This window comes from Dyadobacter jejuensis, from assembly GCF_003149085.1.
Lineage (GTDB): Bacteria > Bacteroidota > Bacteroidia > Cytophagales > Spirosomataceae > Dyadobacter > Dyadobacter jejuensis.
In genome coordinates this window covers 63,876-85,834 of record NZ_QGDT01000005.1, presented here as the reverse complement: position 1 = coordinate 85,834, position 21,959 = coordinate 63,876, and the positions used below count along the sequence as shown (strand labels likewise).

The 21,959-nt window shown below is 45.7% G+C and carries 18 protein-coding genes; 15 read left to right on the top strand and 3 right to left on the bottom strand.

Annotated features, from left to right (window positions below; all coding sequences use genetic code 11):
* Positions 1 to 273 precede the first annotated feature (273 nt).
* On the top strand, positions 274 to 540 hold the full coding sequence (locus CLV98_RS23900; protein ID WP_229203331.1) for a chloride channel protein: 267 nt from the start codon (positions 274 to 276) through the stop codon (positions 538 to 540).
* A 183-nt stretch (positions 541 to 723) separates the two neighbouring features.
* On the opposite strand, the gene CLV98_RS11680 is transcribed toward CLV98_RS23900, so the two are convergent.
* Both CLV98_RS11680 and CLV98_RS11675 read right to left on the bottom strand, forming a co-directional pair.
* Complete coding sequence (locus CLV98_RS11680) at positions 724 to 1,428, bottom strand: LytR/AlgR family response regulator transcription factor (RefSeq protein ID WP_109674520.1); 705 nt, start codon at positions 1,426 to 1,428, stop codon at positions 724 to 726.
* The gene (locus tag CLV98_RS11675) at positions 1,421 to 2,521 is read right to left on the bottom strand and encodes a sensor histidine kinase (protein ID WP_109674519.1); all 1,101 of its coding nucleotides are present in this window, start codon (positions 2,519 to 2,521) and stop codon (positions 1,421 to 1,423) included. Before CLV98_RS11675 ends, CLV98_RS11680 begins: the two co-directional genes overlap by 8 nt.
* A 233-nt stretch (positions 2,522 to 2,754) precedes the next feature.
* Here CLV98_RS11675 and CLV98_RS11670 point away from each other — a divergent pair, with 233 nt between their 5' ends.
* From CLV98_RS11670 to CLV98_RS11605, 14 genes are all read left to right on the top strand, one after another.
* Positions 2,755 to 4,260 (top strand): CotH kinase family protein, encoded by a 1,506-nt coding sequence (locus CLV98_RS11670; protein ID WP_146202264.1) that lies wholly within the window; start codon positions 2,755 to 2,757, stop codon positions 4,258 to 4,260.
* A gap of 155 nt (positions 4,261 to 4,415) precedes the next feature.
* Complete coding sequence (locus CLV98_RS11665) at positions 4,416 to 5,843, top strand: CotH kinase family protein (protein ID WP_109674517.1); 1,428 nt, start codon at positions 4,416 to 4,418, stop codon at positions 5,841 to 5,843.
* A gap of 5 nt (positions 5,844 to 5,848) precedes the next feature.
* A complete protein-coding gene (locus CLV98_RS11660) occupies positions 5,849 to 6,664 on the top strand; it encodes a polyphosphate polymerase domain-containing protein (RefSeq protein ID WP_109674516.1) in 816 nt (271 codons plus the stop codon).
* Entirely contained in the window at positions 6,624 to 7,289 is a 666-nt protein-coding gene (locus tag CLV98_RS11655) for a DUF4956 domain-containing protein (protein ID WP_109674515.1), read from the top strand. The genes CLV98_RS11660 and CLV98_RS11655 overlap by 41 nt, the downstream gene beginning before the upstream one ends.
* Positions 7,286 to 7,966, top strand: coding sequence for a DUF2490 domain-containing protein (locus CLV98_RS11650; protein ID WP_109674514.1), 681 nt, complete (start codon positions 7,286 to 7,288; stop codon positions 7,964 to 7,966). Before CLV98_RS11655 ends, CLV98_RS11650 begins: the two co-directional genes overlap by 4 nt.
* Positions 7,967 to 8,313: 347 nt before the next feature.
* Entirely contained in the window at positions 8,314 to 9,699 is a 1,386-nt protein-coding gene (locus CLV98_RS11645) for a sulfatase (RefSeq protein ID WP_109674513.1), read from the top strand.
* 101 nt (positions 9,700 to 9,800) lie between these two features.
* On the top strand, positions 9,801 to 10,811 hold the full coding sequence (locus tag CLV98_RS11640) for a glycoside hydrolase family protein (RefSeq protein ID WP_109674512.1): 1,011 nt from the start codon (positions 9,801 to 9,803) through the stop codon (positions 10,809 to 10,811).
* Positions 10,812 to 11,038: 227 nt separating this feature from the next.
* Entirely contained in the window at positions 11,039 to 11,578 is a 540-nt protein-coding gene (locus CLV98_RS11635; RefSeq protein ID WP_229203330.1) for a MarC family protein, read from the top strand.
* A gap of 297 nt (positions 11,579 to 11,875) precedes the next feature.
* A complete protein-coding gene (locus tag CLV98_RS11630; protein ID WP_109674510.1) occupies positions 11,876 to 12,544 on the top strand; it encodes an RNA polymerase sigma-70 factor in 669 nt (222 codons plus the stop codon).
* 54 nt (positions 12,545 to 12,598) lie between these two features.
* Positions 12,599 to 13,615: a FecR family protein gene (locus CLV98_RS11625; protein ID WP_109674509.1), complete on the top strand. Its 1,017-nt coding sequence runs from the start codon at positions 12,599 to 12,601 to the stop codon at positions 13,613 to 13,615.
* A gap of 19 nt (positions 13,616 to 13,634) precedes the next feature.
* A complete protein-coding gene (locus CLV98_RS11620) occupies positions 13,635 to 17,048 on the top strand; it encodes a SusC/RagA family TonB-linked outer membrane protein (protein WP_109674508.1) in 3,414 nt (1,137 codons plus the stop codon).
* Between the two features lie 11 nt (positions 17,049 to 17,059).
* Positions 17,060 to 18,550 (top strand): RagB/SusD family nutrient uptake outer membrane protein, encoded by a 1,491-nt coding sequence (locus tag CLV98_RS11615; RefSeq protein ID WP_109674507.1) that lies wholly within the window; start codon positions 17,060 to 17,062, stop codon positions 18,548 to 18,550.
* 12 nt (positions 18,551 to 18,562) lie between these two features.
* On the top strand, positions 18,563 to 19,879 hold the full coding sequence (locus CLV98_RS11610) for a sulfatase-like hydrolase/transferase (RefSeq protein ID WP_109674506.1): 1,317 nt from the start codon (positions 18,563 to 18,565) through the stop codon (positions 19,877 to 19,879).
* 22 nt (positions 19,880 to 19,901) lie between these two features.
* Positions 19,902 to 21,452, top strand: a complete 1,551-nt coding sequence (locus CLV98_RS11605) for a sulfatase family protein (protein WP_109674505.1) — start codon at positions 19,902 to 19,904, stop codon at positions 21,450 to 21,452.
* Between the two features lie 201 nt (positions 21,453 to 21,653).
* On the opposite strand, the gene CLV98_RS11600 is transcribed toward CLV98_RS11605, so the two are convergent.
* Positions 21,654 to 21,956, bottom strand: a complete 303-nt coding sequence (locus CLV98_RS11600; RefSeq protein WP_109674504.1) for an addiction module antidote protein — start codon at positions 21,954 to 21,956, stop codon at positions 21,654 to 21,656.
* Between the last annotated feature and the right edge of the window lie 3 nt (positions 21,957 to 21,959).

Sequence of the window (21,959 nt, the reverse complement as noted above, 5' to 3'; positions counted from 1 at the left end):
CTTGTAGCCAATCCAGTGACTGTTTATAATAAAAGGAAGCTTATCACCTTTACCAACTTATTAGACCAACCGATCCATTTCAACCCTTTCGTTTTTAGTAGAACCTTCTTACTGTGGGCACTTCTGGGGATCATAGGGGGAGCTATTACAAGTACCTATTGGATCGTTCTCGAGTTTTTTGTTTATATGTTGGCTGGCAAGTCATCCCGTTAATGGCCCTAAAGCGGACTATTGGCTGGCCTGGCGATCCACTTCATAGGCGAGATTCACCTCATGGTCAATACTATTCACTTCTCTAAGGGGAAGCTAGAGCCCAAAAACTACACATCGATGATACGCTCCTCCCTTCTCTGTGTCGCCTCGGGTGGGAGCCCAGGACCAGAAGCCCCGCTGGTACAGGTTATGGGATCAACCGGCACCTGGTTTGGCCGGATATTACGTCTAAAGGGGGAAGAAATGAGATCGATGACTATGGCCGGAATGGCCTCAGGGTTTACGGCCCTGTTTGGGGCTCTCTGGGGGGAAGTCTGTTTGCACTAGAGATTCTTCATCACAAACATGCGGTAGAATATTATAGAGCCATTATTCCTGCCTTGGTAGTTAGCAGTTTTAGTTATGTAGTTTTCGCGCTGATTATCCACCTTGGAGTGGGGTCGGTATGGGATCTGTCGGGCTATGAGTATGCTGGGGCCACATGCCACGGTGAATCCCCCCCTTCCCCTCCTACTGCTGATACCTTTCTCTAAAATGCTCGGCAAACTTCTCCCCGATCGGGATTTCTACCGAACCTAGGAATAGCTTGGACCGTAAGGAGCTTGTGATTTTCTCTAAGGGGACCACAAAGGAATTATGAACCCGACAAAACCGCTCTGGGGACAACAGGGACTCCATCTTTTTTAAGTTCATACGGGTGAGTATAGGCTCCGACTGGTTCTCGATATATATCTTGACATAGTCTTTCATACCTTCAACATAGCTGATATCCTCTTGAGCGATCTTTACTTTTTGGTATTGGGTATTCACATAGATGGGTGGAAGTGGCTGCTGAGTACTGGCCAGCTTGTTCAATTGAAACAGATTTAAAGCCCGTTCGGCAGCTTGCTGAAAACGAGTAAAAGGAATGGGTTTTACGAGATAGTCCACTACATTGAGCTCGAAACCATCTAGTGCATATTGCTCGTAAGCGGTCGTCAGAATGACCATGGGATGAACAGGCGTCGACTTCAAGAACTCTATTCCGGTGATGGTGGGCATCTGAATATCGAGGAAGATAAGGTCGACCTCCCCTTCTTTGAGCAGGTTGCCGGCGGCATCGGGCCCCGGAAAGGAACCCACAAGTTCAAGAAAATCTAATCGCTGAATATCTTCACTTATCAATTCGAGAGCGAAGGGCTCGTCGTCAATAGCAATGCATTTTATTTTATCCATGGGTCAATTGAAGGGTAAGGTCTACACCATACTTCCCATCGAGCTCGCTAAGGCTAAGCCGATGCCGATGGGGGTAGTAAAGTTGAAGTCTTTTTTTAACATTCGCAATTCCCACACCGGAAGCTCCTAATTCGGGCAGTACCGCACCTCCAAATGTGCTATTCTCACAAAGAAAATGTAGTTCCGTATCGCTCACCGTGAGCTCTATGGTGATGTTTGAGGCTTCATGGGCATGAACGCCATATTTAAAGGCATTTTCGACGAAGGGGATAAATAGCAAAGGCTCGATACTATGACGTTCGGCGTTTCCAGCAAACTTAAAATGCACCTGGGTATGAGCTTGGAGCCGCATTTGCTGCAATTTTATATAACGTTGCAAATACTCTATTTCCTTTGATAAAGGTACCCGATCGTCGTTGACTTGGTAAATCATATAGCGGAGCAACTGCGCCAGTTCCACCACGGCTTCTTCGGTTTTATCGGATTTTCTCCTAGCCAAATACCGGATGTTATTGAGGGTGTTAAACAAAAAATGTGGGCTTATTTGCAACTTCAGAACCGAGAGTTCTGCTTTTACTTTTTCATATAGAATCTGTTTTCTTAAATCCTCTTCGCGCAACCTTTCCCTGAGCAGAACAAGGATAGAACTCGACAACACGATGACTAGGAATAGAATAAGGTTGCCGATCAGTTGCGGAAAGTTAACCAGTCCTCCCCATATACCCCCGTCGGGCCTAGGCCGGGGTGGGCGTGGCTCTCCAATAGGTCCATTGCCTAGCCCAGGGCCAGGAAATGGACTTTGCACCTGGCGCATCAAAAAAGTGTCGACAACTAAAAAGCAGACGAGCAAAGCCAGTAATACGAAGGCAAATTCTACCGCACGCTTATTGTCTAACAAGCGTGGAGTCAAAACCTTGAGGTTAAAAATAAAGACTCCTATAAGGAGTACATTGATGACTATTTTGGCCAAAAGCACATTTTGGTATTGTGGGTATTGGAAGGCTTCAAAGACTGAAAAAGGGGAAAGAAGGAATGGAGATAGCAGGAAAACCAACATCCCTAATAGCAGCAGATAACGTTCGAAATATTTCATATATGCTTATTTTTTAAACCAAAAGTATCGCATTTCCATCCTATTTCTGCAAAGTGTATATATTCATAGGGAATGTGTAGAGGGATAGTCAATTTTACCAAAAAGTGGCTTTTTGGCTCCCTGGAGCCATTTTAGCTATTCATCTACACAATTGGCCCCAGTGTCTACAGGTGCTAGATGTCCCCAAAATAATCGTATACCTTGGCCACCAGATTCACCAAGATACGTTTAAGATGTCTAAAAAAACAAAACTCCTACTATCGGCTACACTACTGGTGTTAAGTTCACTGGTTATGGGCCAAATCGATCATTCGGAACAAGAAGTGCTTGAGCCCCCTCAATATAGTCTCGTATTTAACGATGAAAAGATCAATACGCTGCATATCAAGGTCGACCAATCCAATTGGGATGCCATCAACGACAATATGCAGGAAAAATTTGGCACCTTCGGAGCTAGGTCGGCCCAGCAAGGCTCCAACGTAAGCCCTGTGCCCGGTGGCAACCGGCAGGGGCCTCCGCCGGGAGGTCCTCAGGGAATGCTGCCAGGTGGGGGGCCTTCAGGAGCCATGGCTGAAGACCCGATCTATGTACCTGTCGACATAGATTTTAATGGACTATCGTTAAACCAAGTAGGATTCCGCTTAAAAGGAAATTCGAGCCTGATGACTTCTTGGGCAAGGGGTATTTACAAATTACCCTTTAGGCTCAATTTTAAGAAATACGACAAACAATCCCTTCATGGTTTTCAGGAACTGTCTTTGTCGCCAGCTTTTAATGACCCTTCCCTGATCCGCGAAAAGGTGGCTTCCGATTTATTTAGAGCCGCCGGTGTACCTGCTGCTCAAACATCTTTTTGTAAAGTATACATCGACTTCGGAGATGACACTCAATACTGTGGAGTTTATACGATTGTGGAGGTGGTCGATGACACCATGATAAAAAATCAATTTGGAGAGGACGACGGTAATATTTACAAACCAGAGTCCACTTTTGCTTCCTTCACCGCTTCCCAATTTGAAAAGAAAAATAATAAAAAGAAGGCCGACTTCTCCGATGTGGAGCAATTCATCACGTTCCTGAATGCGCCTTACCGCACCACAGAACCCGTAAGATGGCGCCAAGAAATGGAACAAGCCTTAAATGTAGATGGCTTTTTAAAATGGCTGGCTATGAACACCCTAATGGTCTCTTGGGATTCTTATGGTGCCATGGCACACAACTATTATTTATATCAGGCACAAAATGGACAACTCAACTGGATTCCTTGGGATCAAAACGAGGCGATGAGCACCCAAAAAGAAGGCATGGCCCCTCCCACCCAAGGCCAACCCAATAGGCCAGGACCTCCAGGACCACGACCAGCCATGGCTGGAACGGCCGGAACAAGACCTGGTGCAGCCGGAATGGCTAACGCCCCAGGACGGGGTAAGCAGGGGGTAGACCTTGAATTGAAAACGGTGGGAACTCAATGGCCCCTCATTAGGCATATGGCCGAAGATCCAACCTACTACGCCCGATATAGGGCCTATGTTACCGAATTTGCCCAGACCCTGTTTACTCCTGAACGCATGAGCACCATCTTCGACCGTTATTATCGGCTCTTAGACAGTGCGGCCAAAGAAGAAAAAAGCCCCTATAGCCAGATGACTGGCTATAAAGAATTCAAAGCAGAACTTAAGGAGCTAAAGCAACATGTAAAGACGAGGCAGAAAGAGGCCTTGAAAACATTTATGCAATAACGGACCGCTGACGAACTCCTTTAAAATGGGGTTTTTATCGACAGATTCTATTAATTTATCGACACACTGTAACAAATAGCTCAAATTCAGCGAAATACTCTATAGAAGCAATTAACCCATGCTTTCAGACACCAATAACTATAAATTTTCTAATTATGAAAGCTCCAATTTCCTTTTTACAGCTTTTTATCGCAATTACCATTGCCCTAACTTCCTGCAAAGTGTCGCCTTCGACCGACGTGGTGGTAGATGATCCCATTGAAGACAACGCTGACTGGACCACCGAAACGCATAGCAACGAGGTGGAGCCCAACTATGAAGTCATATTTCCTCAAGAATCGGTCAATACTCTGGAAATCACCATGACGTCGGGCGACTGGTCGGCCATACAAGCCAATATGGTCTCGATCGGAATGGGATCTTTTGGGAGTTCAGGAGGGGCCCCTGGAGGAACTACCAGCACCGATGAGGATCCTGGATACGTGGCCACGACGGTAACCTTCAACGGCAAGGTCTGGAATCATGTCGGCTTTCGCCTAAAGGGAAATTCCAGTCTTTCTTCCATTTGGAAATCGGGGATATACAAGCTCCCCTTTAGGCTACATATGGATAAATATGAAGACGACTATCCAGCCATCAAAAATCAGCGGCTGTATGGGTTCAAAGAACTGTCGATGTCCCCTGCCTATAACGACAATTCGCTGATCAGAGAGAAAGCGGCCTCAGATATTTTCAGGGCAGCCGGTGTACCAGCAGCTAGGACGGCCTTTTACAAGGTTTATATCAATTTTGGCTCCGGGAGCAAATACTGTGGGGTTTATACCATGGTAGAGGTAATAGACGACTCAATGGTAGCCGATCAGTTTGGAGAAGACGATGGGAATATCTATAAGCCTGAATCATATTTTAGGACCTTCACCCAATCGGAATTTGAGAAGAAAAACAACGAAACAGAATCTGACTATAGCGATGTACAAGCCTTTATTACGGCCCTTAACGCATCTAACCGGACCTCCAATGCAGCAGAATGGCGGGCCAATTTGGAAAGCACCTTCAATGTAGACCATTTCCTGAAGTACCTAGCCGTCAACAACACCATCGTAAACTGGGATGTATATGGTGCCATGGCGCATAATCACTACCTGTACAATGCCCCCGTCAATAAGCTAACCTGGATCCCTTGGGATTTCAACGAATCGATGACGGTTACCACCACAAGCCAAGCTCCAACCGGACCCGGCGGAGGGGGTAACGCAGGAAGTGGTCGGTCGGCGGTATCATTGAGCATGACCGAAGTGACATCTACCTGGCCCCTACTCCGTTATATAGCCGACGACGCCGTGTACTACAGCCAATACAAAACGTATGTCCAAGAATTTAAGGAGAATGTTTTTGTCCCTGCCACTATGAGCGCATTATTCGACAAATACCATAACCTAATTCAACCTTATGTGACAGGAAGCGAGCCTGAACAAAGTAGATATTCTAACCTAAGTAGTGCCGCCGCCTTTGAGACGGAACTAAGTAACTTAAAAACCCATGTAGTGACTAGAAATACCGCAGTAGAAACCTTTTTAAAATAAGCGCCATGCTAACCTCAAAAGTATATTCCAATATTGTCGAGCAGCTGTCTGGTTTCTACCCCATTTCACTAGCTGAAATGGAGTCGGTAAAACTAATGGATCGGGCAGAGATAAAGTTCACTATGCCCGTGGAAAACCTTCTCGACATCTTCGAGCGTGTCCAAAATGACTATAGGGTCCTAACGATGAAGGGCTTAACCATATTCGATTATGAAACCTTGTATTTTGACACGCCCAATATGGACCTTTATCATAGCCACCATTCGGGACGTCTGAATCGCTGTAAATTACGGTACCGGAATTATGTGGACACGAACACCTCCTTTTTCGAGATTAAGGTCAAGAATAACAAGGGGCGTACCGTCAAGACTCGGGTAACCGAGCCCATCAGCCAAACGGAAGAAATTGGGCCTAAAGGGCAATCCTTTTTAAAATCGAGTACGACCCTCGATCCGTCCGACTTTAAACCCTGCCTCTGGGTGTATTACTCCCGGTTGACCTTGGTTAGCAAGCATTCCGCTGAAAGAATTACCATCGACCTCGATCTCAAGTTCAAGTCGGGAAACCGACAAAAAAGTTATGACCACTTGGCCATTATAGAGGTGAAGCAAGAGAAGAAGAAATCGGTATCCCCTTTCCTGGAACTCATGCACCAGATGCGGTACAAAAGTGGTGGCCTCAGTAAGTATTGCTTAGGGGTCGTCAGCATCAAAGACCAGGTAAAAACCAACCGCTTCAAGTCTAAAGTTAATTTCCTCAACAAAATAAATACCAATATTCATGTCCCTATTCCATCTCACCGACGCCCTCAGTTCATTTGACTTACTGGATAAAATATCCCTAAAGTTTATACTTCGCATGAGTATTAACTTCGCCTCTGTATTTATCCTGGTACGCTTTATATATTATAAAAATTATAAGCGAACCGATCTGTTCATCACCTTCTTCGTCTTCAACATGGTGATATTTATGATCACCTATTTGTTAAACAAAGTGGAGATGTCGATGGGTGCCGCCTTTGGTCTGTTTGCCGTATTCTCCATGCTCCGGTACCGTACAGAAGGAATTTCGGCCAAGGATATGACTTACCTGTTTTTGGTAATCGCTATTGGGCTTATCTCAGCCATTAGCAAAGGAGGCTGGGACGAGCTTAGCTTTTTCTGTGCCATTATCTTGGTGGTAACCCACCTTCTGGAGGGCAATTGGCTCATGAAAAAAGAAAGAGGAAAGTCCATTATCTATGAGAACATCCATCTGATCCGCCCCCAGCAGCGTGAGGCCCTGATACAGGACCTTAGGGAACGTACCGGACTGGAGGTACATCGGGTAGAGATTGAGGATATCGATTTCCTGAAGGACGCCACCAAAATGACCATTTACTATTATCCTACCCAGTCGCAGGCCATAGACGAAGAAGTTCATTCATACAAAACCACTGTCCTATGAAACATTATAAGCTTCTAATTTTGCTGTTGATCACCGGTATGGTGCATGGGCAAGGCGTGGGCCTATGGACTGGCGCCACAGTTGAAAAAAAATTAAATTCCAGATTTTCTATTTCGGCTAGTGGGCAGACCCGCTTCAGCGACAACGTGAGTGTATTGCAGTCCTATTTGGGAGAGGCAGGCCTAGAGTATAAGTTCACCAAATACCTGGAAGCCAGTGTCAATTACCGTTATTTTGGCAAGAGGAAGCTCAATGATTCCGATACCGATTATTACTACCGATCCTACCACCGATTCTACGGGAATGTTAAATTCGACCATAAAATCACCGACTGGTTAAAATTCGATTACCGCTTCCGCTATCAGCATCAGTTTAAAGACGATGAATCAGGGCTGACTACCACTGGTAGTTATTTTAGGCATAAATTCGAGTTTAGCTACAAAAATAAAAGTAGTTTCTCCCCCTATGTCTCTGCCGATGTCTTCTATTTAATTGGGACAGGGTTCGATCAGGTACGATACAAAACGGGTGTGGATATATCTTTAACCAAAAGGAATTCTATCGACTTATCGGTATTCCAGGATCGAGCCATTGGAGGAACAGGCGAAAGCGATCCTTTAGTTTTTAATATTGGGTATAAGTTAAAACTCAAAGAGAACAAATCGAAAAAACATTGATCAGCGAAAGCCTAAAAATCTTGAATCATAATAAAGTCTGACAACGCTTAGCTAGTCGAGCCACTCAGGAGCCATTGAGAAAACCCCAAAAGGTTTTTTCAATGGCTCTTTTTATTGGATACCAGCTCCGCTATCGGCTGTAGGCTATCTCTCTTCAGATGGATGGTTCACCAAGCTGCGACACAATACTGGCCCCATTTTGAGATAAATAAAACCCGCAAATCCCGTAGTTTTGTAAAGTACAATGAGCCATTTCCATTTCATGGCTTCTGCCATTCCCTACGTCTTTAAAGTTTCAAGGCGATTTTACACGAAACTATTACACTACGATAATTCAACCATACGGTATGCAAAAAATATTTATCATAATTGGATTTATTATTGGAAGCTTATCCAACGTTATGGCTCAAGGCTCAAGGGCCAGCCAACCCAATATCGTTCTCATCTTAGCCGACGATTTGGGCTATGCGGATGTTGGCTATCTGGGGAAAAAGCCGGGGATATCCACTCCTAACATAGATCTATTAGCCAAAAATGGAATGGCCTTTACCAATGCCTATGCGGCGGCCCCAGTATGTTCCCCCACCAGGGCCAGTCTGCTAACGGGCAAATCGCCGGCAGCCTTAAAACTTACTTGCCATATTCCCGGCATGGGCATGCAGACCTATTTGGACAAATTCAACAAAGGGCAGAAACTTAAGGAAGCTTATTTTGTGGATCGGCTGGATTCCCAAGAGACGACCATCGCCCAGCTGCTTCAAAGGAATGGCTATGCTACAGGCTTTATAGGAAAATGGCATTTGGCAGGTGATGGATCGGCACAAAGCAACGACGGGATAATCAACCCCGACCTACTTCCCGACAAGTATGGTTTTGACAGCAATATAGGGGGCTGTGCCTATGGCCAACCGGCAAGTTACTTTTCGCCCTACAAAAACGGTACCCTCCCCGATGGCCCTGCTGGCGAATACCTCACCGATCGCCTTGGTGATGAGGCCGTCCGTTTTATAGTCCGACACAAAGACCGCCCCTTCTTCCTAGATCTATCCACCTACACGGTTCACACCCCTATGCAAGCCCCGGAAGCCACCGTAGCCAAATATAAGGGTAATAAATATTATGCGATGATCGAAAAGCTAGACCAAGCCGTTGGGAAAGTCGTAGGAAAATTGAAAGAACTGAAATTAATGGACGACACCATCATCATTTTTTATTCTGACAATGGGGGTCTTCAAGAAAACCCACCCCTTCGAGAGCGAAAAGGATCTCTATACGAGGGAGGGATTAGGGTTCCGTTGATCATTTCCTGGACCAACCATATTTCCGCGGAACAAATAAGTCATGAGCCCGTTACCACCGTCGATTTTTTCCCGACCTTATTAGAGGCAGCCCAAATACCCCTACCCAAAGAAGGGCAATTGGAGGGCCAAAGTCTATGGCCCATCCTTAGTGGAGAGCGTACCACGGCCCGCCAACCGTTGTACTGGCACTTCCCCCATCACCGCAGCGGCACAGAGCTGGCCATGGCCGCTGCGATTCGCGAAGGCGACTGGAAGCTAATCAAAGATTTCGAGTCTGAGGAATTATACTTATTCAACCTTAAAGAAGATGTAGGCGAAACCAAAAACCTCCAGGCAACCGAAACAAATAAGACCAAAGACCTGCTGCTGAAGCTCGAAGCCTGGCAGGCCCGGGTTAAAGCAGAAATGCCGGAGCCCAACACGGCCAATTAGCGGACGAAAAGCATTCTAAAATCGTCAACGGAACCTTGCAGAAAGTGAAAATACACCTCAATTTTATTCCTCAGACGATCTACTACATTTAAGAAATATTCATGAAAATAAGAATTCAAAATAAAGCAATCGCAAGGTTTGGATGGTGTATAGCTCTTCTGGTTTTTTCTTGTCAGTCCTCCAAAAACAGCATTTCGAGCCCTAGCCGTCGGATGGTTCAATTCGAGTATCAAGACATTAACGGGATCGGAATGGACTCCACCTATAACCGACGCGATAATAGTGATATCATCAAGGTGGGAAACAAATACTATATCTGGTATACTCGTATGGATACCCCGGTAACCTCGGGCTATTGGGGTACCATCTGGTATGCCACTTCCGAAGACGAAGGCCACACCTGGACCGAACAGGGAATGGCTCTAGGCCTGGGTGAGGAGGGAGCGTTCGACAGCCACTCCGTATTCACACCCAATATATTGGCCTATAAGGGGCGGTACTATTTGTATTATACTGGAGTGAAACCAACGCCAGGAAATACCATGAAGGAGTTTGAGAACAATTCCATAAATGACTTTACCGCCATAGGTGTGGCTGTGGCTGATAGGCCCGACGGCCCCTTTGTAAGGGCTAGTGAAAACCCGGTATTGAGGATCTCCAGTGAAGCAGAAAACTTTGACAGCTACCGGATCGACGACGCCAGCTTACTCGTTGAGAATGATAAAATATGGCTATACTATAAAGGTCGGTCGATCGTAGATGGCACCCAAGGCCCGGCACGCACCAAAATGGGCGTCGCCTTTGCCAATAGGCCGACAGGTCCTTTTATCAAGAACCCTTCGCCTATATTAGATAATAGCCATGAGGTGTTGGTCTGGAAGGAGCAAAAAGGAATTTCGTCCTTAGCCTCTATTGACGCTACCATTAACCATGCATCAGATGGGCTCCATTTTAGGAGCCTTCACCACGACCTAAAGGATATCCCTAAGGCTCCAGGACTCTACCGGCCCCATTTAGAAAGCGGCAATAAGGCTCAGTCGGTACCGGGATGGGGTATATCGATGACAGTAAGAAAGGGAGTAGCTTATCTAAGACGTTTTGAAATGAAATAACCGCTTCAACCACCATTTGGCTCCTAATTTTGTAATATCACAAGCCTGCCAATAGCTGCCTCAGATGGCCTGGCCATTTAATGACGATTAGGAAAATAAGAAGATAAGCCCCTTCTTTTACCGAAAAACAGTTAAAAAACTTGGATTACAAAAGCATGCAAACCTAATTACCTTTTCAATTACCGTATTCACTGGTTTTTTTTGCAATAATGAACCCCGTATCAAATTTGCCCCTATTCATTTCCTTGGTAGAAGGGGCCGATGAACAAACCAAGCAGAGAATTAACAAAAGAGCAGTGATGATTGCATTTATCATTGTCTGCACCTTTGTAGTGCTAGGCAAGTTCATTTTCCAATTATTTGGCATCACGATCCCTGCTTTCAAGATAACCGGAGGACTGCTCATTTTTTATGTGGGCTTTGAAAAGCTTCAATCCAAAGAGTCGTATGTCAAACACTCAAAAACCACCAATTTTGATGAAAACATTGCCGTGTCCCCTTTAGCGATCCCCATACTGGCAGGGCCGGGCACCATCGTAACGGCTATGAATTTCGTACCCGACAGCAGTTATATTCATATTGGAATAGTCATGCTCATTATCGGACTGATGTGCCTATTGACATATATCACCTTAAGCCTAAGTGAAATTATCGTAGAAAAAATTGGTGAGAACGTAATTTCGGTCATAGGGAAAATCATGGGTCTTATTATCGCCATAATTGGGACAAGCATGATCATAGAAGGAATTAAGATATCATTCCCCTAAGCCCACAGCCTCCCCTATTGGTCTTATAAAGGAGGCATCAGCCATTAGGTGAGCGCCGCTGATAGATACACGACCTGGCCATGTACTACATAAATCCATACCCCTCGGCGGGGGAGACGGACTAGCTTTGCCCATAAATAGGCATATATGGCTACCTATTGCCTCATGTCCCAGCAGTCCACTATGCAGATTTTTATATTTATTTAAAATAAAATACAAAACGCGTAAGTGAAAAACAGTTCGATGGGGTCTTAACTGTAATGAGGTGTAAATAATACTAGAACGAAGTGATATAGCATGGGCCAGACAACCGACAGAATTCCTTATGAAAACCCCAGTAAAGGCCTTGGCCGTACTGCGCCAGAGGCACGGAATAGGGCGACGATGGGCGAATTCCATGATGAGCTCTTCATTAAAAATGTATTTGAGACCAATCCTGAAAAAGGGGTAGAGCTCCTCTACCGCCGTTATTTTCAACCCTTATGCAGCCATGCCATCAAGTATGTAGGGTCCAAAGTGATAGCCGAAGACTTGGTATCCGAAATATTTTTTGAGTTCTATAAGGGGAAAATATACGAACGCATTACCAACTCCTACCGATTCTACCTCTATCGTTCCGTAAGAAACAATTGCTATAGTCACCTTAAAACAGAAATGCGCCGTAGTGAGTCGATCTATGAACCAGCACCGGCCCATATGGAGCACTCGGAGATAGAAACACCTGAAAGTATCAGTCAGTTTGAGGAACTGTACCAAGACGTTCAAAACGCCGTGAGTACCTTGCCGATCAACCGACGAAGGATATACCTGATGAACCGCTTCGAAGGCATGCGTTATCAAGAAATTGCAGATGAGCTCAACCTTTCGGTTAAGACCGTGGAGGTACAGCTATACCGGGCGAATAAGTTAATACGAGCCTTGTTAAAAGAAAAATGGTTTCTGCTTTTGGTTCTTTCCGTTTCGTAATAGAACGTCCACCGATTCAAAAGCTCCCCATTGACCAACCTATCGACCATCCCCATGCAGACCAATATAACTAAGGAATTAATTTTCAAGCACTTTTCTGGTAGGACTTCCTTCCTCCAGAAACAGATGATAGACGAATGGGCCACGGACCTAAACAACCAAGAATTATTTTATACTTGGCTAGATGAATACGAACAGCTGTATCCGGAATACACGGCAGGCCTCGATGCCGCAGTAGAAAAGTACTATGCGCGCATCCATTCCGCCCCTGCTTCGTTCCATGAGGATACTCCCGTACAGCCTAACCATTCCGCTGCAATATGGCAGCGCCACAGTTTCGCTACCTGGCTGGTGGCAGCGTCGACGGTTCTTCTGCTTGGGTTCCTGGCCTTCCAAACAACCTCTTTTTGGCTTTACAAGACCTACCAAACGACGGCAGGAGAAATAAAGTCACTTACTCTTTCCGACGGTAGCCAGGTTACCTTGAATGGTAACTCTCTGCTTCGAGTTCCGCGATGGGGCTTTGGGGAACATTCGCGAAAGGTATTTCTGATGGGTGAGGCCGATTTTTCGGTGACACATACTCAATCCAACCAAAAGTTTATTGTAGAAACATCCAAACAGTTCGATGTAGAGGTTCTAGGAACCGAGTTTACCGTTTTTGCTCGAGAAAGAGGATCTAAGGTCGTCTTGAATAAGGGGATGGTTCGGATGAATGTTGAAAAAGAAAACACAAAAAAAACCATCACCCTAAAACCAGGGGACAAAGTAACCTTGGATAATGCCAATAACGAGGCCATTCAACATTTAGCCCACCCTGAAGTCCATTCTAAATGGAAGGACCACCGCTTTATTTTTGAAAAAACTACCTTGCTAGAACTTAGCTATATACTAGAAGACAATTATGGAATAGACACCAAGATTGACAACAAAGACCTTTTAGACCTTACCATCTCAGGAGCATTTACAGCCCATAGCGACGATGAACTCCTGGACCTCATCAGTAACTTACTGGATCTCAATATCATAAAAAAAGACAAGCAGATTATTATATCTAAACGAAACCTTTAATTTCTAAACCTTTTGTCATATGAAAATTCAACTGTGTACGAGTTGGCGTGCGATAGCTGTGTCCGTGCTCTTGGCCTCTATGAGCCAGATGGGATACGCTCAGCAGTCTATTTCTATGGTGGCTTACCCCACCCAGCAAAGTCCCAAACCGCAACCGGCTACCATAGCCTTACAGGAAGCGCTGATGGTGCTTAGTGAGCATTTTAATACCGATTTACTATTTGCAGATAAAAATTTGGAGAAAGTTTTTATTAAAACAGACCTAATTGATTACAAAAAATCAATTGAGGAAAATCTTCAAAGTATCCTGAGCACTACCAATCTTACCTTTAAGAAACTAAAAAAGAACACCTACCTCATCGTTACGAAGGCACCAAATGTGCCGAAAATGAAGTCTCCTCAAGGCACAGTAACAGAGCATGTTTCCATGACTGCCCAACCAGTGATAGAGATTCAGGATATCGAGATTAAAGGCACCGTTACCGACGATCAGGGAGAAGGACTACCTGGTGTCAACATTGCCCTTAAAGGCACCACCCAAGGCGTCATATCCCAGGCAAACGGCGCATTTACCATTCAGGTGCCCAATACGGAAGCCATCTTGGTGTTTTCCTATGTTGGTTTTCTATCGAAAGAAATAGTGGTAGGCAACCGAACTACCTTAGCAATTACCCTTCTGCCAGACGACAAATCGCTGGAAGAGCTGGTAGTGGTTGGATACGGAACACAGAAAAAGAGTGACGTAACCGGGGCCGTATCTTCTATATCGGAGGAGAAAATTCAAAGCCGGCCGGTTACAGGATTTAACGACGCCCTTCAGGGCCGATCGGGCGGCGTACAGGTACGGCAGTCGGGGGGCGATTTGAGTGGGAAGTTTAATATTTCCATTCGTGGTACCGGGTCGGTTACCGGAAATAACGACCCGCTCATCGTAGTGGACGGCGTCCCCTTATTCAGCACCAATTTTTCGACCATCAATCCGCAGGATATCGCTTCCATGGACATCCTTAAAGATGCGTCGGCAACGGCCATTTACGGCGCCCGGGCGGCCAATGGGGTGATCATCATCACCACCAAACAGGGGAAAGCAGGCAAGACCCGCTTTTCGTTTAATACCGATCTCGGATTTGAAGAAATCACCAAGCGCTATGACGTCATGTCCACAGAGGAGCAACGACTCCTGTTTTTGGAAGGATTTAAAAATGCCAATAGAGACCTTAGCGTATACAACGACCCCACCAATCCGGTATGGCAAACCGATACCGACTGGCAAAAACTAGGTACCAGAACGGGATTTAGACAAAACTATAACCTGGGATTCAGCGGGGGTAGTGAGAAAAATATTTATTCCGGCTCGGTTTCTTACCTAAACAGAAAGGGTGTTTTGGCCAAAACTGACCTGCAATCCTGGTCGCTGCGCCTTAATCTGCAGAGTAAAGTCAATGATTGGCTGACGATTACCTCCAATTTGTCGGGTAGTTACCAGGACCAGAACATCCAGAACAACGACAGCTGGGGAGCCGCAGGCTATAGAGGCCTCGTATACCAACATTCTTATACCGTCCCTTACGACGAATTTGGCAATCTATCGGCCACCAACACCACTTCTGCCCCATTTTTTGGAGCCAACGAAAATCCACTGGTAGACTTGCTCCTGCCCACCCGCGAAAGCAACGTGACACGGCTATTGGGGAATGTAAAATTCGATTTCCAACTGGCACCAAGCTTAAAGCTATCGGCCAATGCAGGAGCCGATGTGGTCAATGGGGCCGACTTTACCTATTTGCCCGTGTATCAGGTAGGGATCTATAACCGTCCGGAGGGTATCACCACCGAGGGTAGCGATAAACAAATCAACTGGGTAACCGACGCTTTCTTGACCTATAACAAGAATATTAACGAACACGCTATCAATGCCGTTGGGGGAGTTTCCCTTCAACAGTTTTATAACAAATCGAATAGTATTACCGGAAGGGGTACCATCGACAATGCCTTGAATCAACTGTCGAACCAGACAAGCTTTATAGGCACCGGTACGACCATCGTACCAGGCTTGGCCTCTGGATTCTTACGTGTGAACTATGGTTATAAGGGCAAATATTTGGTGACGGCTACGGTACGCCGCGATGGCTCGTCGCGTTTTGGTCCTGAAAACAAGTTCGGTACATTCCCATCGGCCTCCTTTGCATGGAGACTATCTGAAGAGGATTTTATGAAAAATTCCCGACTTTTCCACGATGTAAAACTTAGAGCATCATATGGTCTTACTGGGAATCAGAACATTGGAAACTTCGCATTTATTACTCGGGCCGTTGCCGCCACCTATGTGTCGGGCAATACCCTGACCATCGGAAATGCGCCTCAAAATATTGGCAACCCCAATCTGAAATGGGAAACGGCCAAACAACTAGATTTTGGTGTGGACTTCTCCATGTTTGGAGGGCGGATCAATTCAACCATCGATTTTTATGACAAACGATCGCAAGACCTGCTCGTAGCAACGCCAATAGCCCTTACAGCCGGAGTTGACGTAAACCCAATCCTCAACATCGGTTCTTTGAAAAATACGGGAGTAGAATTTGCCATCACGACTCGGAATGTCCGTAGAAAGAATTTCAGCTGGGATACCGATTTTAACATTACCTATAACAAAAACAAGGTACTCGACATAGGGACCAACTCCATTGGCAACCCCCTCACCATCCCAGGCGAACTAATCCCCCTTTCCAATCAGCCCACCAACCTGACCCGTTCAGGACATCCGGTAGGTGCTTTCTATATGTATGAGTTTGCGGGCATATGGCAGTTAGGAGAAGAGGAAGAGGCCAAAAAATGGGCCAATGCCGTGCCAGGTGACCCCAAATACACCGACACCAATGGCAATGGGATCTTCGACGAAGGCGACAAAATTGACGTGGGCAACCCACATCCAAAACTCTTCGGTGGTATTGACAATACCCTTTCCTATGGTCCCTTTAGCCTTTCGGTTTTCTTGAACTATTCGGTTGGAAACAAACTCTACAATACCGCCCGTAACTTGTTCTCCCGATCTGTTCCATTCGTCCAAAATTTTGCCGAAGTCAATGACTTTTGGACTGTGGACAACCCTAGCAATTCGGTACCCCGCCCTTCGCAAGGAGGTAATACCACTACGTTGGCGACTTTAGTGTCTACAAGGTTCCTGGAGAATGCTGATTTTCTTCGGGTAAAAAATGTAAGCATTACTTATAAGTTGCCATCCACATGGCTCAATGGGGTAGCCCTCGAAGGAGCGCAAATAGCCCTATCGGGAACCAACCTGCTTACTTTCACGAAGTATACCGGTCTGGACCCGGAGGCATCTAGCCGCACTAGCCTACTATCTGCTGGTATCGATTATACCCCTTACCCCCTTACCCGATTGTTTTCAATGAGTATTAAAGCCAACTTCTAAATCGCATCATCATGAAAAAATATATTTATAGCCTTATAATGGTAGGTATGTTAGGGAGCTGCGACAGCATCCTGTCTCCAGACCCTCAAGGGCAAATAGCCTTAGACCAACTTTTTTCGAATGAAAATGGCATTATTACCGCCGTCAATGGTGCCTACCAGCCCCTTCAGGGCATCTACAAAGGAGAGCTACTACGAGTTGCCGACCTGGGCAGTGACGATGGCTGGATCTGGCGTAAGGAAGTGGAACCCGATATTTTTATTATTGACAAAACCCATGGCGGTATTCAAACCATATGGGCCGATCATTATTCAGGTATTACCCGAACCAATACCATCCTGAATAGAATAGAAAGTTTTGACAACTTTACCAGTGACGCCTTAAAAAACAGCCTTATTGGCCAGGCCAAATTCTTACGTGCGTTTTACTATTTCAATCTGGTACGTTTATATGGGGGAGTTCCTCTTATCCTCTCCGAAATTGTGAGCAGGGAGGATTCTGAGAAACCAAGGGCCAGCATACAACAGGTATATGAGCAGATCAATACCGACTTGACCGATGCCATACAGTTGCTACCTGCCGACAACACCATCAAAAACGGAAATCAGGCGGGTATGGCCAATTCGCATACCGCAAAAGCGCTGATGGTTTTGGTGGCTCTGGAATTAGAAAACTGGGATTCCGTAATCACCCATTCAGCCGATCTGATGGGTACTGGAGTGCTTTTGAGCAACTATGCCGACAATTTCAATGGCAGTCAGGAAAATGGAAAACAGGTGTATTTCGAAGTACAATATGGAGGAGTGGCCGCTGCCACCACCACCGGTCTTAGCAATACCAACTCCCCTCCAGACTTCGGTGGCTTGGCGGCCATCATGCCTACCGACGATAACCTGGACGGAAAAGGAGGTAGTCTTTCCTCAGGAAATGGATTTATGCAGGTGTTCGAAGCGAATGATTCGAGAAAGGCTACCTTGGTTCAAAATTATGGTCTGACCAATTTTATAGACCCCTCTAAGCCAAAAGGAAGCCTTTATTTCGTCAATAAATACTATAACACCAGCGACCCCCGTGGACTTAGTACCTGGAATTACCCCTTGATTAGGTTTGCAGAAATCGTGCTTTCCAGGGCCGAAGCCTTAAATGAGGTGGGCTATGAGGCCGATGGGGAGGCATTCGACCTGCTCAACAAAACACGTGTCAACGCCGGATTAACCGCTCTGACAGCGGCCGACCTACCCGACCAAGCGGCGTTCCGTGACGCACTCAGAAAAGAACGCCGTATTGAATTAGCCTTTGAAGCCAAGCGATATTTTGACCTAAACCGTTGGGGCATCTTGGAGCCAGCCGTCCAAATTCAAATGGATTATATAGGGTTAACCTTCCCTAATCATAAAGTAATCACGCACCCCATTACTCAAAAACCCTATTATTTGAACCCCATCCCATCAATTGAATTCGTAAATAATGCTAACTTGGGTGAACAAAATTCAGGGTATTAATTTTTTAACAAAATGATGAACAAAGCAAATTTTTTCATTTGCATGCTACTCTTAGCGAGTCGTGGCCTCGCCTTAGCGGACAGTAAAGCCGACTCTAAACCTAATATTATCGTGATCATGGCCGACGACCTCGGCTATGGTGACTTGGCCTGCTATGGCAGTACAACTCACCTCACGCCAAATATTGATAAGCTCGCCAAACAGGGAATACAGTTTATGGATTTCCACTCCAATGGGGTCGTTTGCAGCCCTACCAGGGCCTCCTTACTCACCGGAAAGTACCCCCAAACAACGGGTATCTCTGGGGTGATCACCGCCAAAGACCACCGGGATGTCGGCTTAGACCTTAAAGAACTATTGATTTCAGAGCTATTAAAAAAACAGGATTATAGAACGGGCATCGTGGGCAAGTGGCATTTGGGATATGATACCACCTACTCTCCCGTCAATCAAGGATTCGATATATTCAGGGGGTTTACCAGTGGAAATGTCGACTATCTAACGCATTATGACCAGGAAAACTATTTCGACTGGTGGCTCAATACCGAGAAAATGGATGAGAAGGGATATAGCACCGACCTGATCACCCACCATTCCTTGGATTTTATTAGAGAAAATAAGGATCATCCTTTCTTCTTATATGTGGCTCATGAAGCTCCTCATGGCCCCTATCAAATAAGGGATTCGAGACCCGAACGCACCGGAGACCCGTCCTACAAGCCGGAGCCCATCTCCGACAAAAAGAAAGTGTACGGTGAAATGATCCGTATTATGGATGAGGGTATTGGCAAAATAATAGAGTCCTTAGAGCAACATGGTCTGGCCGAAAACACCCTCGTTCTGTTCCTCTCCGACAACGGTGCCAATCAAACGGGCTCCAATTCCCCCTATAAAGGATATAAAGGACAAGTATGGGAAGGTGGACATAGGATCCCGGCCATAGCCTATTGGAAAGGGGTAATTCAGAGCCAAATGAGCCAAGAATTGCTCCTCACCATGGACATTTACCCAACCCTGGCGGCCTTAACGAATACCAAGATACCGAAAGAAGTGAAGCTGGAAGGCCGAGATTTCAGTAGTGTGCTTCGGGGCAAAACAAATATATTTAAACCCCGGCCCGTTTTTTGGGCCTACAGCAACGCTGCCGCCATTAGAGAGGGTAAATGGAAACTAGTTAGGGTAAAAAATCAATACCAACTTTTTGACCTCAGCATCGACCCGTCGGAGAAGAATAACTTATTCGATAAATTCCCTAAAGAATCCAAAAAGCTCTCGGAACAACTGGCTACCTGGGAGAAAGAGAAGTCGGCCATACCAATGAAATCCTAATTTAAAATTTGAATAAGTACCTATGAAATCCAAGAATTTTTTACTTGCGGTTTGTCTATTCTCGATGCAACTAACCGCATTTGCGCAAAACAACAAAGCCCCGAATATTATTTATATTTTGGCCGACGACCTGGGAATAGGCGATGTGTCAGCCTTTAATGCGCAGTCGAAACTAAACACGGTTCATATCGATAAGCTGAGCCAAGACGGGATGATTTTTACCGATGCCCATACCAGTTCTGCCGTATGCACCCCTACCCGCTACAGCATACTGACGGGCCGGTACAATTGGCGAACGCATCTTAAAAATGGCGTATTGAGTGGTTTTTCAAAGTCGCTGATCACCCCCGAAAGGACCACCGTCGCCAAGGTGCTCCACGATAAAGGATACACTACCGCATTTGTAGGCAAATGGCACCTAGGCTGGGACTGGGCCCTAAAGCCCTTTAAAAAGAATTTGGACGACCTGAATGCACATCCAGAAGTAGACTATTCCCAAGCACTTACCTCTGGCCCCAACGACATAGGTTTCGACTATTCCTATGGCTTTTCAGGATCGCTCGACATGGCCCCTTATGTATATGTAGAAAATGGAAAGGCTACGGCACTACCCACCGACACCACCATATCCGTTGAAGATAAGGGTTTCTGGAGGAAGGGAGTGACAAGCCCCGACTTTGTACATGCCGAGGTATTGCAACATGTTACCGACAAATCCATCGCGTTTATCAATAAAAACGCAAGCAATGAAAAGCCCTTCTTCCTCTACTTTGCCTTGCCAGCCCCCCATACCCCTATTTTGCCGACTACCGAGTTTCTCGGTAAGAGCAATACCAACTTTTATGGCGACTTCGTGTTACAGGTAGACGACGTGGTGGGGCAGATCGAAGCGGTATTGAAAGAAAAGGGCATCAGCGACAATACCCTCATCATTTTTACTAGCGACAACGGATGCTCCCCAAAGGCTAATTTCAATGAACTAGCCAGGGTTTCTCATGATCCTAGCTATATCTACAGAGGGCATAAGGCCGATATCTATGAAGGAGGCCACCGGGTGCCCTTCGTGGTCAAATGGCCTAAGCAAGTACCTGCAGGAACAAAATCGACCCAGACGATCTGCACCACCGACTTCTTCGCCACGGCGGCCGAAATAACTGGCTATAAAATGGACGATACCATGGGTGAAGACAGTTATAGTTTTTTGAATATATTGAAGGACCCCAAAAATGCAAAGGCCTCCAGAGAAGCCACCGTGCACCATTCTATAGACGGTCGCTTCGCAATACGGAAAGACCAGTGGAAGCTAGTACTATGGCCAGGCTCGGGTGGGTGGACCTCCCCCAAGTCAGCCAAGGAATTGGACGGACTCCCCCCCTATCAACTATTTGACCTCGATAAGGATCCAGCAGAAGAGAATAACCTCTATGCCAGCAACCCCGCCAAGGTAAAGGAACTGGAAGCCTTAATGAAAAAATACATTAACGAAGGCCGTAGCACCCCCGGTAAAATCCAGAAAAATGACGAAGTAAAGGAATGGAAGCAGCTAGAATGGATGACCAAGACCGGTCGTTAAGCGCTCCAGAAGTACTTGAGGTAATACCTGCTGTCAAAAGGCTCATATAACCATCGGTTCCTGTCCTAGGATTATGCTCCTCGGACAGGAACCGAATAATTTTATAAAAAGACCCTACATAGAACATCCAGAACGGGCAACAAAGGTGGAGTGGATACAGAGGCGCATCGTAGGCTTTACTGACAGGGGATGTCTACTCGATTAGTGCTGTGATATTTCACTGCCAGCTGTTGATCTTATTTGTAGTTGTCCTCCAATTGCTTTCAGTACTTTCATAATTGTTCCAAATTGAGGTTTCGCTTCAGCAGATAAAGCTTTGTACAAACTAGGTCTGCTTAAACCCGTTTCTTCCGCAATCTTTGTCATTCCGATAGCTTTAGCTATATGTCCGATGGCATTAATTATATCTGAATGATTGCCTTCTTCCAAAACAGTATTGAGATATTCCGCAATCATTTCCTTATCATCCAAATAATCTGCTATCTCGAATCTTGAAGTTCCCATTTT

Excerpts from the sequence above, each read along its gene's own strand:
- CLV98_RS11625 (WP_109674509.1), top strand. The coding sequence starts at position 12,599 with ATGCAGACCAATATAACTAAGGAATTAATTTTCAAGCACTTTTCTGGT.
- CLV98_RS11650 (WP_109674514.1), top strand. The coding sequence starts at position 7,286 with ATGAAACATTATAAGCTTCTAATTTTGCTGTTGATCACCGGTATGGTG.
- CLV98_RS11605 (WP_109674505.1), top strand. The coding sequence starts at position 19,902 with ATGAAATCCAAGAATTTTTTACTTGCGGTTTGTCTATTCTCGATGCAA.
- CLV98_RS11665 (WP_109674517.1), top strand. The coding sequence starts at position 4,416 with ATGAAAGCTCCAATTTCCTTTTTACAGCTTTTTATCGCAATTACCATT.
- CLV98_RS23900 (WP_229203331.1), top strand. The coding sequence starts at position 274 with ATGGTCAATACTATTCACTTCTCTAAGGGGAAGCTAGAGCCCAAAAAC.
- CLV98_RS11655 (WP_109674515.1), top strand. The coding sequence starts at position 6,624 with ATGTCCCTATTCCATCTCACCGACGCCCTCAGTTCATTTGACTTACTG.
- CLV98_RS11670 (WP_146202264.1), top strand. The coding sequence starts at position 2,755 with ATGTCTAAAAAAACAAAACTCCTACTATCGGCTACACTACTGGTGTTA.
- CLV98_RS11600 (WP_109674504.1), bottom strand. The coding sequence starts at position 21,956 with ATGGGAACTTCAAGATTCGAGATAGCAGATTATTTGGATGATAAGGAA.
- CLV98_RS11615 (WP_109674507.1), top strand. The coding sequence starts at position 17,060 with ATGAAAAAATATATTTATAGCCTTATAATGGTAGGTATGTTAGGGAGC.
- CLV98_RS11645 (WP_109674513.1), top strand. The coding sequence starts at position 8,314 with ATGCAAAAAATATTTATCATAATTGGATTTATTATTGGAAGCTTATCC.
- CLV98_RS11680 (WP_109674520.1), bottom strand. The coding sequence starts at position 1,428 with ATGGATAAAATAAAATGCATTGCTATTGACGACGAGCCCTTCGCTCTC.
- CLV98_RS11675 (WP_109674519.1), bottom strand. The coding sequence starts at position 2,521 with ATGAAATATTTCGAACGTTATCTGCTGCTATTAGGGATGTTGGTTTTC.
- CLV98_RS11630 (WP_109674510.1), top strand. The coding sequence starts at position 11,876 with ATGGGCCAGACAACCGACAGAATTCCTTATGAAAACCCCAGTAAAGGC.
- CLV98_RS11640 (WP_109674512.1), top strand. The coding sequence starts at position 9,801 with ATGAAAATAAGAATTCAAAATAAAGCAATCGCAAGGTTTGGATGGTGT.
- CLV98_RS11620 (WP_109674508.1), top strand. The coding sequence starts at position 13,635 with ATGAAAATTCAACTGTGTACGAGTTGGCGTGCGATAGCTGTGTCCGTG.
- CLV98_RS11610 (WP_109674506.1), top strand. The coding sequence starts at position 18,563 with ATGATGAACAAAGCAAATTTTTTCATTTGCATGCTACTCTTAGCGAGT.
- CLV98_RS11660 (WP_109674516.1), top strand. The coding sequence starts at position 5,849 with ATGCTAACCTCAAAAGTATATTCCAATATTGTCGAGCAGCTGTCTGGT.